General features: G+C 48.5%; 9 protein-coding genes. 5 read left to right on the forward strand and 4 right to left on the reverse strand.

Annotated elements, in window-relative coordinates:
• Window positions 1-223 precede the first annotated feature (223 nt).
• The gene (locus SGI97_08525) at window positions 224-2,104 is read right to left on the reverse strand and encodes a transglutaminase family protein (GenBank protein ID MDZ4723930.1); all 1,881 of its coding nucleotides are present in this window, start codon (window positions 2,102-2,104) and stop codon (window positions 224-226) included.
• Complete coding sequence (locus SGI97_08530; protein MDZ4723931.1) at window positions 2,101-4,056, reverse strand: DUF3857 and transglutaminase domain-containing protein; 1,956 nt, start codon at window positions 4,054-4,056, stop codon at window positions 2,101-2,103. The genes SGI97_08525 and SGI97_08530 overlap by 4 nt, the downstream gene beginning before the upstream one ends.
• Window positions 4,057-4,567: 511 nt before the next feature.
• Between SGI97_08530 and SGI97_08535 the strand changes: the two genes are divergently transcribed.
• The 5 genes from SGI97_08535 to SGI97_08555 all read left to right on the forward strand — a co-directional run bounded on the left by SGI97_08535 (window position 4,568) and on the right by SGI97_08555 (window position 9,745).
• On the forward strand, window positions 4,568-5,104 hold the full coding sequence (locus SGI97_08535) for a PAS domain S-box protein (protein MDZ4723932.1): 537 nt from the start codon (window positions 4,568-4,570) through the stop codon (window positions 5,102-5,104).
• Between the two features lie 83 nt (window positions 5,105-5,187).
• Window positions 5,188-7,008 (forward strand): PAS domain-containing protein, encoded by a 1,821-nt coding sequence (locus tag SGI97_08540; GenBank protein ID MDZ4723933.1) that lies wholly within the window; start codon window positions 5,188-5,190, stop codon window positions 7,006-7,008.
• A gap of 1 nt (window position 7,009) precedes the next feature.
• Window positions 7,010-7,420, forward strand: coding sequence for a response regulator (locus SGI97_08545; GenBank protein MDZ4723934.1), 411 nt, complete (start codon window positions 7,010-7,012; stop codon window positions 7,418-7,420).
• A 21-nt stretch (window positions 7,421-7,441) separates the two neighbouring features.
• A complete protein-coding gene (locus tag SGI97_08550; GenBank protein ID MDZ4723935.1) occupies window positions 7,442-8,116 on the forward strand; it encodes a response regulator transcription factor in 675 nt (224 codons plus the stop codon).
• A 66-nt stretch (window positions 8,117-8,182) separates the two neighbouring features.
• A complete protein-coding gene (locus tag SGI97_08555; protein MDZ4723936.1) occupies window positions 8,183-9,745 on the forward strand; it encodes a histidine kinase dimerization/phospho-acceptor domain-containing protein in 1,563 nt (520 codons plus the stop codon).
• A gap of 294 nt (window positions 9,746-10,039) precedes the next feature.
• Here SGI97_08555 and SGI97_08560 read toward each other — a convergent pair whose 3' ends face one another.
• Together SGI97_08560 and SGI97_08565 are read right to left on the reverse strand one after the other, a co-directional pair.
• On the reverse strand, window positions 10,040-11,068 hold the full coding sequence (locus SGI97_08560; protein MDZ4723937.1) for a PrsW family glutamic-type intramembrane protease: 1,029 nt from the start codon (window positions 11,066-11,068) through the stop codon (window positions 10,040-10,042).
• A complete protein-coding gene (locus tag SGI97_08565) occupies window positions 11,050-13,923 on the reverse strand; it encodes a hypothetical protein (protein MDZ4723938.1) in 2,874 nt (957 codons plus the stop codon). The genes SGI97_08560 and SGI97_08565 overlap by 19 nt, the downstream gene beginning before the upstream one ends.
• Between the last annotated feature and the right edge of the window lie 385 nt (window positions 13,924-14,308).

The following is a 14,308-nucleotide window of genomic DNA, read 5'->3' on the forward strand; positions in this document are numbered from 1 at the left end:
TCTCGGAATCTTTTAAGGTGAAGTCAGTCCGCCGCGGCGGACGCCTGACATCAGATATTGAACCCACCGTCCGCCGATGGCGGAGTGGGGTACCCGAGTAATATTTTGCCGGTAGTTGAAAATGTCGGCCGATGATATTGTAGGGGCAACCCCCCGTGGTTGCCCGCCGCTACGAGGTGGGTGACCTGACGGTCAGTTCATCTTGCCCGCTTTGGTTGCGGTACTAATTTACCTCAAATTTAATCGGCTTATCCAGGAGCGCTTTCCGTTTCAGGATATACTGTCCAAAACTGACAAAATCAGCGGATGGTATCCGACGCACGTGACGAACCTGTTGCATTATTGCCACAACCCTATCCGGCTCGCGCACAAATGAAACCGAGGCTTGAGCATTGGCAGAGTTCGCAGAATCGAGATTCGGGATGACAATTGAATAGCTGTCCATCAATAGAGCTCCGGTGATTATGACAGTGTCCGTAAAGTGAGTTGGCGGATCGTCATAAAGATCGACTGGTCTCTCTTCCAAATGCAAATTATCGTAGGCATCGCGATTCATGAAAATGAACGGACTGAAATACAATGTCTGCTTTATCCGTTGAATAGGCCTCTTGGAGGAGACCTCCGCTTTCAACACAAAAGGTTTGGACTTCTCGTCCAGGTTTTTCACACTGAAACTATCCAAAGTAAATCTTTTTTCGTCTCCCAACAGCCATTCTGCCACCAAGAGCCGCCCTTCGTCCCCGTTGGGCAGATTCTGAAAAAAGGAGCGAAGGTCTTGCGCATTAATACCTGTCAATACCGCAGTGACGCCCGCAGTGAGGTCTCCCGCCTGTGAGACTTCGAAATGGCTCGTGCGTACGATCTGATTTTTCTCAGGCCTGTCAGTCGGTGTGGTGACCAGGACTCCGCCGGTATCGGTGACGAGAAGGATATGAATCCCCTGCACATCCCTCCGTAACTCTCCGGGCGCACACTGGTCGCATGTTGGATCCATCCAGAGCGTGTCACCATCGACAATTGCCACAGCTATCGCATGATTAAAGTTGAAATCGGGAAACTCTGCATCGACAGCCCCGTTGCCGGTGGTCAGCACGAGCGCCGGATAGGCCGCAATGCCAATATTCCGCAGTCGGGAAACAAGCAATGTCGACAAGTCCTTGCAGTCGCCATATCCTTTGCTTTCAACACTCGCGGCCGAGTGCGGCTGCCATCCGCCGATGCCGATAGAAACCGAGACATAACGGCATGTGGCTGTGATGCGGCTGAATTCTGCCCATGCCTTCTCAATCATCTCCTGCTTATTGGAAGAAGCGGGAATTGGGGTATTACTCTTGAGATAGCGGGAATCGGCGAGGTGTTTGTACCACAGCCCGATATTTTTCCAGCTTCGACCCTCAAAGCTGTATTTCTCCAATTCAAATGTGGGGGCCAAGAGCGAAAGCCGTGCCTTGTCTTGCGCTTCGGGTGGGAGATGGCTCAGGTCTGCTTTGGCTGGCAAATTGGAGAACGCCCATGTCAGAATGCGTTTTCCTGACTTAATTTCTTCCAGAGGGCTCTGGTCAAAACCATATAGTTTGTAATCGATAGGCTTATCCTCCGCGCTCCTCAGCTCGATTGTTGCCTGTTCAGTTGGAATGGGCCATTGGAGACTGGGACTTGGGAGAAAGAATAGCGATAAAATATCAAGTTCATAGTCAAATTCTATACTGTATGGATACTTCTGCGACAGTGCCCGAAAGTAAAAGAGACAATCATCAGCATACAAAGTGTAGTCCGCGCCAAAACCGCACTGTTTACTCATATCCCCATGATTGCGTTTGTAAAGGAGCTTGTTATTGGCGTCAAAAACCCTGATTTCTACAGATTTAATCTTCTCGAATTTTGATTCTGGGACGCTTAAAAACGAAAATTCTTCCCCCTTTGGATTGTCGATACTAATCCGCGTGTGACGAAGAACTCGCGCGGTATTGCCATTCACGGTAATACGATAATCAAGCTCATTAATTCTCGCCCCATAATCTTTGGCCTGAGCGGACGGACTTACTCCGGCCACAAGAAATAAACCGGCAATCATGATTCTGGCCGTATTTTTGAAAATGCTCACTGGCATGTCATAACTATATCATCTTCTTGCGCCTGGGCAATGGACTCAAAAAGTTTTCTTAACTCATCGTATTCGCTTGGCACAAATATCGTCTGGGAGACTATAAGGCGGCTGTCTATCAAAATGACGCCGTCAGCGAAGCTCGCTTGACGTATATATTTCACCCCTGCTATTTCAAGGGTGAGGTTTTTGGGCAGTTCAACCGATGAGACAGTCCTATCGGCGCGAATAGACATCATACTATGGTAGGTGAAAGGGAAATTAAAATCCACAGGGAAAAAGCGCTTGGTATTTTTGAATGGGTTCTCTCTCATATAATAGCTGATTGGTTTCAGAACCACATTGTTGTCCAGCGTCTGAACGTAATCATTCATTGTGAATTGTGTTTCCAATGCATACAGGCCCGATGAATCGGTGGATATACTCCCCGTGTCATAACTATAAGGACTGCCTATCTCATCGAGAATCTGCCCGCTTATAAATTCTTTTAGATCGCTTTTCTCGCTCAGATCTCCGTACTCAGGCGCAAAATATCCAAGGAATGTGCAACGGGTCGAGCAGTGCGCGATTTGGCTGCTGTCGACCAGCAAATTGGTCACATCGAGACGATAGTTGCGCGGCTCAACCCGAAGGACATTGACAAGCTGAGATTCCTTGCCATCAACCAAAAAGCCGCCGTCGACCAGACACGATGGCGGGAGCATGCCAAGAGGGCAATGTCTGCTCGAGGCGTCAAGAAATATTACCGATGAGTCCAACTGGGCAAAGGTAAGGATGTGATTAAACTGACTCAGATGATAGGATTGAGGGTTAAACTTTCGATTCCCTCTGGTGCTTATTAGCACCGGCCAAGCTTGGATACCCGACTTTTTCAAAAGCTCGGCCAAAAGAATATTCTTTTCCTCTGCCGAGCCATAACCGGCTTTGAGAAACGCCTTTAAGTTGTCATTATTGAGCCACCGTCCGCTGTTTGATTCTGTTTTGTAATCACGGGTGACGTGCTCATAGAGCGCAGAGAGTTTCTCCTCCTGTGTTGTCAGACCAGATGTCAGCTTTGCGCTCAGTTCATCGGCATTTCCGCTTTGTGTGTACTCATCGAGATAGTCCTGGAACTCTTTGCCGAGTTCGTTCCAGTTACGGATATAGTTAAACGTTTGTTGAGGACTCTTATAGGACTCAAGCTGATAGTTGAGGGAAGAATAATAGTCTTCTTGCGCCCCCATGAACTGTTCTTCTTTTATAGGCGGGAGATTATTCTGAGTCCATGTGAAGCTCATGAATGGCTGAGCCAAATTATCAGGGTTCGGGTCCTCTTCGGTTATAGGGTCCTTAAAGCCACGCGGTGCGTTTGAAAATGATGAGCTATAGGTAAAACCCGGGGCCAGTACGAGTGTAAATTGGGACTGAAGCGTATATATTTCGTCCTGAAAATACCATGGGTCAAGGTTTGAATATCTGTTATTCAAGTCACCGTAACTGTATTCGATAATGCAGCCGCTGTCGAGCGAAGGAAAGGCAAAGGTCACTATCTCAAACGAACCCGACGTCTTGGTGAAGAAATCTTTTTTATCAACCTTTATGGTCTCTCCATTGGGAAGAATCGTATGGGCTCGGAGACTTTTGATGGCGTCCCCCTCGTGATAGATAATTTCGGCATTGCCGGCTTCGTCTGCGCCAGCCTTACTCAACACCTTTATCCGAATATGACGCTTGTATTTTATCCCCATTTCGTTCGCCGTCACACTCAGCACCGCCCGGTCGAATAATATCACCGCGTTCGCCTCAGGGTAGTCGGCTGGAGCGACCACGGACTTCTCCTCGGGCGTCACTTTTCCCCAATTTTTCCCCCAATTCTCGCTTGTGGATGCCTGAGCGGTTTGAAAGGCCACAAACAGCCCCATCCACACGATCATGCCTCCACAGATAAAACACGGCTTTTCCTTTTTTATCATTCTTAGTAACCCTTTTGCCGCTACACCTATTTTGTTTTTTGAACTTGAGGTAATTACACCCGTGGCTTTTAATTTACCTGTTTGCTTGACTGTTTTCAAGCATTATTACGAGTGGTGCGGTCCTCATACGGGGGGCAAGGTTCTCTTAGTTTGTATGTCGATACCTTCCGAGGTCTCGACATCGTTGTTTCGTGCGGGGCAGTCCGCCACGATCGGTGTGGCCCCCTCGCATTGTCATTCCAGTCCGCCGGTGGCGGAGAATCCAGGGTCAATAAACGTGCGGGGCGTCGCGCCTGCCCGCTGTGGCGGGGCGGGTGACCTGACGGTCTCTTCACTTATGCCTGCCTGCTCCCGACGCCAGCTAATCAAAAGGATTAATCCTCTTATCCCTCCTTTGGTCGATTTCTATTTATCGGTTTATACCCCTAATTAGTATTGGTTTTGAATTAGACGGTCGAAACAAAAGCCGTTTTGATATTACTGTAATACAGGAAGCGAGTTATTGGAAAATATGTCTGTACACGAACTGCAAAACCGCGAACTGATCGAGCTTATCGACAATCTTCGAGAGCGGCTCAACAACGCCGAAGAAGAACTGCGCGAGATCCGCGAGATCAATGACACGAATCAAGACGCGCGGCTTCGACTTGTCGTTGAACACATGCCTGTCATGATGAACGCCTTGGACGAGCATGACAATTTTGTGGTGTGGAATAAGGAATGCGAGCGGGTTACCGGTTACAGAGCGGACGAAATCATCAATAATCCCAACGCCTTTACACTTTTATATCCCAATGCAGATTACCGCAAAAGACTGTTGTCCAAAATGTTTGAGTACTCTGGCACGAATACATCATATCATATCGCGATTGGGAGTGGGAGCTCACCTGTAAAGACGGATCAAAACGAATTATTGCATGGAGCAATAGTTCCATTCTGGCTCCGATCCCGGGTTGGAATACTTGGGGAACAGGGGTCGATGTTACGGATCGCAAACGAGCCGAAGAAAAATTTCAGTCACAATCAATCTTACTCGAAGCGATCTTAAAAAGTATTGGCGATGGCGTTATCGCCCTCGGCAAAGATGGCTCGGTCAAAATAACAAATCCTGTATTCGATCAGATTCTCGGTGTGCCGTTTCAAAAGAGCGTTCAGGCCACACTTGCTGCTGAAGATCGTGCCAAGGGATTCGGAGTATTCACGGAAGATGAAGTAACACCTATTCCGGTTCAGCTTTGCCCGCTTCTTGCAACGCTTAAGGGAGAATCGCATGATAATATTCCGCTCTTCCTGCGTTCTCCCGGGAGTCCGGATGGCATCTATCTTTCGGCCACTTCACGCCCCGTGGTAGATGACACCGGGAATATCCTTGGCGGCGTATGTGTCTTTCACAATGTCACGGGAATAAAGCAATCTGAAAAGACTCTGCGAGAAAGTCAGGACCGGGTGACGATGGCGATGGACACCGCAAAGATGGGTGTGTACGAAGTAGATATCGCAACAAGCCGCGTGTTATGTGACGCTCGACTTACTGCTCTTCTTGGCTTTGGGGTAGACGAACCAGTGGATATAAACAAAGGAATTGGACGTATACACCCCGATGACCGTGCGTATGTAAGCAGACAATTGGACAAAGCTTTTGACCCTCGTACCGGCGGCCTCTTTTCAGAAGAATATCGTGTGTGCATCCCAGCCGGGACGACGGTCTGGGTAACCTCACGGGCAAAGATCTATTTTAACGGAGAGGGGGATGAGCGTCATCCTGTCAAGATGCTTGGAGTCTGTGTTGATATCACCGAGGAAAAACGAGCCGAGCTCGAACTTAAAGAGAGCCAGTATTTCCTCGAGAAAGCTCAGCAGATCGGCAAAATCGGCAGTTGGGTCTCCGATTTACACAGCGACGGCCAGCTTATCTGGTCAAAAGAAGTCTACGAAATCTTCGGTCTGAACAAAGAGAACTTTGACGGTCAGGTCGACACCTTCTTTGAACGTGTCCATCCCGATGACAGGCAGGCTGTCAAAAAGGCAAGCCAGGAGGTTATTAAAGGTCAGTCCTCCTATGATTTAGACCATCGCATTATTCGTCCCGACGGAACGCTCGTCTGGCTCCATCAAAGGGCTGAACTAATCCATGATGGCGACGGAAAGCCGTCGAAACTCATAGGTGTGGTCAAAGACATCACCGAACGAAAATTAGCTCAGGAAGAAACACTAAAATTGAATGCCGAGCTCGAAGCGCGGGTAACTGCGCGAACGGCTCAGTTGAACGAGCTCAACAAGGAATTTGAAGCCTTTGCGTATTCTGTATCACATGACCTTAATGCCCCCGTGCGCGGGATCAACGGCCTCTCCCTTGCGCTTTTTGAAGACCATTTTAATAAACTAGACGATCATGGAAAGGATTATATCCGTCGCATTCGGGCGGCCTCCAAACGGATGGGATATCTGATTGAAGATTTGCTGAAACTTTCCCGCCTTACCCGCGATGAGAGAGGATGCGAACCCGTTGATTTAACGGGTCTGGCTTCAGCTATTGCCATCGATTTTCAATATAATGAACCAGAGAGGGATGTTACCTGGATTATCCAGCCGGATATGATTGCCGATGCCGAGTCCAGACTTGTGCAGATCATGCTCGAAAATCTTCTTCAAAACTCCTGGAAGTTCACAAGTAAACATCCTCACGCGCTTATCGAAATCGGCTCATTTGAAAAGGATAGCAAAATTGTATATTATGTCAGGGACGACGGAGCCGGTTTTGATATGGAGTACGCAGATAAGCTCTTCGGGCCCTTTCAACGTTTTCACACCATTTCCGAATTTGAAGGAAATGGAATCGGACTTGCCACTGTCCAGCGCATTGTACGTCGCCATGGGGGAACCATTTGGGCAGAAAGCGAAATCGAACAAGGAACTACAATATTTTTCACACTATCACAACCGGAGAAATAAAATGTCAAACAAATGCATTTTACTCGTCGAAGACAATCCCGATGACACAACGCTTATCGTCCGTGCGCTGAAAAAGGGAAATATCGCAAACGAAATTGTTGTCGTTCAGGACGGCCTGGAGGCTATCGAATACCTCACAGGAAAAGGGGCCTACGATGGACGTAAAGTTTCCGAACAACCGGCGCTCATTCTGCTGGATTTGAAACTGCCAAAACTCGACGGCATAGAAGTTCTCAAACGAGTTTGGGCTGAAGAAAATCTGAAAGAGGTCCCGGTTATAGTTTTGACCTCGTCGACCGAAGACCGCGACATCATCAAAAGTTACGGACTTGGCGCGAACAGCTACATCAGCAAGCCGGTTGACTTTGAAGAGTTTGATATCGCTTCGATTTCGTTTGTAAAGAGGTTTTAACAATGACAGAGGGAGTTCGCAATGACTGATGAAATTAAAAATGTGCTGCTCATTGAATCGAGCAGGCTGCTCAGAGAGGTACTTACCGAGATGCTCAGCGTCCAGCCAGATATGAACGTCGTCTGTTCTCCGGGTTCAGAAGATGCTCTTGAAAAGGCGCGTGAGATGAATCCTCATGTTGTCTTGGTTAGCCTTGACATCAAGAACACACAGAGTTTTTCGATTCTCGAGCAAATTAAGACAGAATGCCCGTTGGCGAAAGTAGTCGCAATGGGTCTTGTGGCCGAAGAAACAAATATCGTTGAGTTCGCCCGTGCTGGCGTCACCGGATTTATTCTCCGCGAGGCCACACCTGAGGATTTTGTTCACACCATCCGGGATGTTGCCGCCGGATCGACTGTTCTACCCCTGCACCTGACCAATTCCTTATTCACGCAGTTAGTCGCGGGAACAATCGCAAACCCTTTCAATGGCAAAAAGGAACCTCCCGGATTTGACCGGATGACCACGCGAGAACAGGAGATTATTGGCCTGATTTCGAGAGGGATGAGCAACAAGGAAATTGCAAGCTCGCTCAATATCGCTACTCATACCGTGAAAAGCCATGTGCACAATATTCTTGAGAAATTGTCGCTCCAATCACGCTTGCAGGTCGCGCGATACGCCAATGTCCGGCAGATTGCGGCTCAGCAATGAAAAGCGATATCGAATATGGCAAACAGTGAATTCGCATAATTCCTGATGGACTTAATATAGTATATAGTGCTGTTATTTTCGAAGATTGATTTCGTCGATGCGCTGAAGCGGTTTGCAATAGTCGCGGCACTTCTGGTGTCGGGTATCGGCTTGATCACTTTGTTCAGCTACCTATCCGGCTTGGAGCATACGGTAGCGCTCTACCCTGATTCTTTACCAATGCCTCCGCTGACGGCAGTTGCTTTCATTGGTGCCGGTTTAGCATTGTTCTTCGCAAAGCATTGCAGCGCTAATCCCCGAATACTTTTGACGGGGAAGCTTCTGACGGGCCTCGTCGGAGTTGTCGGCCTCATAAAAATCGCCCTCACACTCTCCGCCACACACGGTACGCTTGCTCATCTGTCGGTTCCATTTCTGAGTGTCGTGGAGCTCGGCGATTTATATTCAAGAGTATCGAATCAAGCTGCGATCTGCTTTATTCTTTTCAGTCTTTCAACTTGGTTGTATTACTCCAAGAGCCAAACAACATCGCGAGTCGCTCAGACGCTCACTATTGCACTTGGTGCTTTTAGCTTTCTAATCTTTGTCGGATATTTGTATGGAGTCGATCCATACATCAATGACATCAGTAATACCTCGATGGCCTTCGTGACATCCTTTTCTTTTGTCCTGCTCTCTCTTGGTACTTTGTGCTTGCAGCCCACGTGGGGGATTATGGGGATTGTCACGAGTCAGGGACTTGGCGGGATCATGATTCGCCGTCTGCTCCCACTCGCATTTTTGGTCCCGCTCGGACTGAGAGCATTTCGCTATGTCGGAGAAAATATTGGCTTGTTTGGTATTAAAGAAGCCGTGGTGATAGAAAATATCTCGTTGGTTATCCTGCTGACCATTTGTCTCTTCATAATTGCGCGATTCATCAATAGACTCGACGCCGAACGTATAGCCGCCGTCGAAGACCTGCACCTCAATGTCATCCAGCTTGAGGTCGCCAATCGCAAACTCGCAGCATTCAACAATGCCGTCTCGCATGACCTCCGCGCCCCGCTTCGCTCTATTGAGGGATTATCGACCGTTTTGGTGGAGGATCACCGGGATAAGCTTGATGACGAAGGGCGGAGGCTGCTCCAGCGCATTGGCGTCGCGGCTAAAAAGATGGGGTCGCTTATAACGGAATTGCTCAGCCTTTCCCGAGTCAGCACAATCGAGCTTCGCATTGAAAGAGTCGATTTGAGCGAAATCGCCCGAAGCCTCATAAAAGAATTCGAACAGTCGCACCCGGATCGCGCCGTTGAATGCAAGATATCTAATGGCCTAGTCGTCACAAGGGATATCAATTTGCTCCGTATCGCGCTTGAGAATCTTTTATCGAATGCCTGGAAATACCCATCAAAAACACGGTTGCCACAAATTGAGTTTGGAAGCACAAAGATTGATGACCGGCTTGTCTATTTCATAAAGGATAACGGCGCGGGATTTGATATGACTTATGCCGATAAACTTCTTAATCCGTTTCAAAGGCTTCACCGCGTTGGTAAAAAATTTGCAGGTTCCCGGTCCGATGAAGTGACACTCTGTGCAGTCGCATTAATATTTATCTCGCTTGCTCCGACTGCGGCGTGTCAGTGAGGTAAGACGTCAGTCCGCCGCGTCTGCCCGCCCCGCCACAGCGGGCAGGCGTGGAGGGTCGGACTCGCAACAACATACTGGGGGGTGTTGAGTGAATGAGGGTACCCCATCCGCTTGCGGTGGGATCTTTATCTTGGCGAATATCGGACGTCAGGATCACAAGGATCACTGACCTACCAAATATCCGAGAAGATGAATTCTCCGCCTTCGGCGGACTGGAATGACAATAGGAAGACGAACCCGCCACAGCGGGCAGGCATGAGATTGTCATGCCGTCATATTTACTCTAGAGGTCTATTTTGTCAGTAACTGTTTCTGCCAATTGTGGCGGCTGTCATACCGAAACAAAGGATGGAGCGCCATTAATCCAGTCGCCCCTATTTGCTTTTCGAGATAGTCAATCTCGTTGAGTTTAGACTGCAAATCCTCGTCCGGCCCAATCACTATCCCCGCTTCCTGCATCAGCAGTTGACCCTTGGCCTGTACCGCAAGTTCTGTGCGGAGTCGCAGGAGACAGAGCATATCAGCAACCACGACGGCCGGGAAATAATCGCGCAACGACGCAAGATATTTTCCGGTTGGACTTTCGGAAAATGTCGATGATGCAATGAGTTCTATAAGTTCCACTTCGCGGTCAAGACCGCTCCCGAGCCATTTTCGCGTGCCATTCTCACTGAGATGAAAGACGACAACAATCAACAGGGGAAGCACGGCGAGAATAACCAATGTCCCAACCACCGGCGGCAGAAAGAAATGATTGTAGAGCGAATGGAGCGCTGTTGCGCATAACAGCCCAACGAGTATAGCTCCTGCCTGATATGATCGCTTCCTTTCAATCGCAGACGCAATTATAATCGCAGTTATCGCCGTCACCGCGCCATGCATTATGGCTGTCCCAAAGCCGCGGACAAACGAGAGCAGAATATTAGAGTCGGGTAAAGTCCAGACAAGCACAAAAATATTTTCAACAATGGCAAATCCTGCGCCTATGCCAAAGCCGTAGATGGCCGCATCAACCATGAATCCAATCTTTCGTTTTCGAAAAAGAAACAGAAGATAGAGAGTCTTGAAAGACTCTTCGACAACCGGCGCGACGTATCTCGAGACGGTCGACGAATCAGGAATCTGCAGAAGATCCATTAGCGCACGATTTGCGCCCAGAGAAAGAAAGGCCGCGACAAACCCGGCTCCGACGGCAATAAGAACCGACCTCACCGAAACGAGTTTGAAACTATCGATATAAATAAGCGAGACCAGAAACAACGCGACAGGAAAGAGCGCAAGAGCAAGCGCGATTAATTCTTTTAGAACAGTTTCAAGCACAGCATTATCTCATCGGAAGAGTCATATCCTTCCTCAAAAGCTAATGCATACCCGAATGAAAAAGTAGATTTAACATGGGACAGCAAAGTCATTCTTAAGTCGGCCTGCCCGCCGACAGAGATCACTTTTCTTCGCCATTCAGGAGAATTAACATTGGTGATAATTCCCGATGAAAAAACAGCGGCGCGAATCCATGTGGCATAAAAACTTGAGTTGCCCAGCCGGCGAAACCGAATTGGAGGCAGGGTCCATTCGACCGTGGCTTTAGTGTAATTAGTGCCGCCGATGGCATTTAATTCTGTGCCGGGAAAGCTGTAGCTCATGCGGTAGCGTTTCTCGGTCTGATAATCAACCCAGTTATTGCCAAAGCCGCCAAAATAAAAGTTGGAGAGCGGTTCGGCATGAATCCCCGGCGAATATCCGGCTGAGGTGCGCAACCAAATTGATGAATGCTTGATGGGTAGAGCCAGGCCAATATCTGTTCCGGCTGAAACACTCGAAAATACATGCCTGCTCGCGATTCGATTTGACGATGTGACCTGCCAGCTATGGCCGTATTCATTATCGACCGCGCCGATTGTCGATTGCAAATTTTGATATGAAAGAGAACCTGTCACAGAAAGGAACCGGGTAAATGTGGTAGCGATGTTTTGATAGCTCGGGAGTCTGTCAAGATTGCCATATCCGGTAACATCGACTGAGTATTTCATTGATTTGGGGCTGTCGTCAATAAGAGTCTTTTTATAGTGTATCCCTGCCGAGTATCCTTTGCGGCTGGATTTGGTAGGTCCAAAGAGGTCATAAAAATCAGCGGCATTGTATGTCGCGGAAGCTGACCAATTGATATACATGAAATCAGATTTAAGATGCCAACGCTCGTTGTCGGCAATCTCTTTAGCTGGTGTGTAGCTTACCGTAAGATTCGCCTGTGGAAGCCCGATCGGTCCGCTGAAATTCAATCGCATCCCGGCCGCGGTATAGTGCTGGTAACCTTCAACGACAGGATAAATCGATGCCAGCCGGATACTTTTCGGCAAGCTAAAATCTCCCTTATGTGTGGTTATCGAATCAAGATTTATAGACGAAAGAGAACCTGCAAGCCAGTTGGTCAGGATGGGATGTGTTTCGACTGCTTGCTGGCCTAAATAATGTATCGCGTTGACATCAGTTATTTCCGCCTCCTTAATAACCGCCGGTATAAATCCTTTGCTGGTGAAGCGGAAAACCAGAAGCGAGTCATTAGCAAGCGGTATCGGCCGGAAGAAACCTGTCTCGCTATTACTCAAGACGGCCATATGCTTTGTCTTGAGATCATACCTGAAAATATTGGATGCGCCGGTATAGTATGATGAACCGTACAAGCATGTACCGTCGGAGGAGTAGGTAAAGTTTTGCGGAATACTATTCTCAAAATTATGCAGTGTTGTGTAGGTCGTGTCGCCTTCCAAAAGGGAAGCGAGATTTATGGCAATGAGGGATTGTCTTCCATTAATCTCAGAGAGCGCCGCCGAGAGCTGGACTCCATCCGGCGAGACATCGATATCATAGATATCCATGCCGTACGGCCATGAGTAAACCTGAATCCATCTGTCGTACGGGTACGGAATTCGTGTAAGTGTTGAGATGCCATTAAAATGCCGCACCCCCCAAAGAGAACTGTCAGCTTGATTAAAGGCAAGGTCGCCGATTCTCTCATCTTTTAGCAGCGTCTTGGTTTTTCCGGTGACTAAATCTACAGAACAAATATCGCGCCAGGCATTGTTATCAGTCGTGTAAAACAACTTCTTTCGTTTGGCATCAATACAGAGCGAGGTCACATAAAAAAGCGCGGGGTCTTTCACATTGCATACATTTTTAGATAAGCCGCTTCGGGTGTCAATGCCGACAATCTTGGCGTTCTCTCCCGGTCTATTGCAGGCAAAATATATTTTGCCGCTCGACGTATCGAATGCCGGGCGTGACACCGAACCGAGCGCGTATGGTGTCAGGTCACGAGTCGCCGTAATCGGATACTGTCTGACACGATCAAGATTCTTATTTTGAAATTCATGTTCAAAGTGAGTCCATTCCGACCAGGCAGAATCAAGAGAGATGCGATACACTTGCTTGAACTGACTTGCGTAATATGCCCGGCTTGAGTCCGAACGTTCTATCCATTGAATAAGTTTTTCCGGGCCACGAGTGAGCGAAAGCCAGGTCATGAATCGTGTGCCGTATAAATATGAGTTCACGCCTGACTGGAAATCCACTGCCACAGCTTCGGATTCAAGCCCCACCAGATCATAAAATCGGCTGCTGTCGCATACTTTTGTCCGGAATACCATTTCGTCCCATGCCCCGAGCGCGCGGCCAAGTCCTCCGGCCATCCATGTTTCAAGAAAGACGGCGATTCCTTCATGAAACCATCGCGGCGCGGACCTTCGCGGAGACGTCAGATAGGCGTACAGGATCGTACCCGGATCTTCAGCCGATTCGGTCACTTTTCCCCTGAAGACAGAACGAAAGAATCGGTCGGAACGCGCGGCTTTGTCGCTTGCAACCAAATGGACGACTTCGTGATTCATCGTTGAATTCATGCGCTCATTGGCTGGTGATGTCTCAAAAACATAATTGTACGGGGCAATAGAAAGCGAAATGTGATTCCATGGCAGCGTTCCCGCACCGGCGTTGCCGTAGTCGCTGAAATCCTGGAGAAAAATTGTGGTTTTCTCAGTGTTTCGGTAATTGAACAACTCGCGGTGGAACTGGAGCGAATTCTCATAACAGCGCGCAACGTGCGAGGCAAGATATGCCTGCGCCTGTCCATAGTAGACAAGACGAAGGTTGTTAGTCTCCAGAGAGTAGAATTGACTCAATATTGGACTCGGTAAAAGGGCGAGACAGGCGAGGATAATAACTCTGTGCGCTCTTGGTGACCAGATTTTCATTCGTGTGGCTTTTTTCAGGACGGCGTGTGTATTTTCTCTTAGGCATTTTTGAAGAGACGCCACCCGTTCGAGTGGCGTCTCTGTCATTTAAGGCTTATGGAGTACTCAAAATGGAAGCGTCCTTCCGCTTTGAGCACTACCCCCCTGCTGCCTCTTACCTGCTGCTGCGGAAAGATTCGCTTCTCAGCAATGCATTGCGGAAAGATTCCTGTGCCATGGCATTGCGGAAATCTTCGCTCACGAGGGCATTGCGGAAGGTTTCGCTGCTCACAAGCGCATTTCGGAATGATTCATTGGCAATGCAGGCCCTGAA

The sequence above is a fragment of the Candidatus Zixiibacteriota bacterium genome, assembly GCA_034439475.1.
Classification (GTDB): Bacteria; Zixibacteria; MSB-5A5; order GN15; family FEB-12; genus JAWXAN01.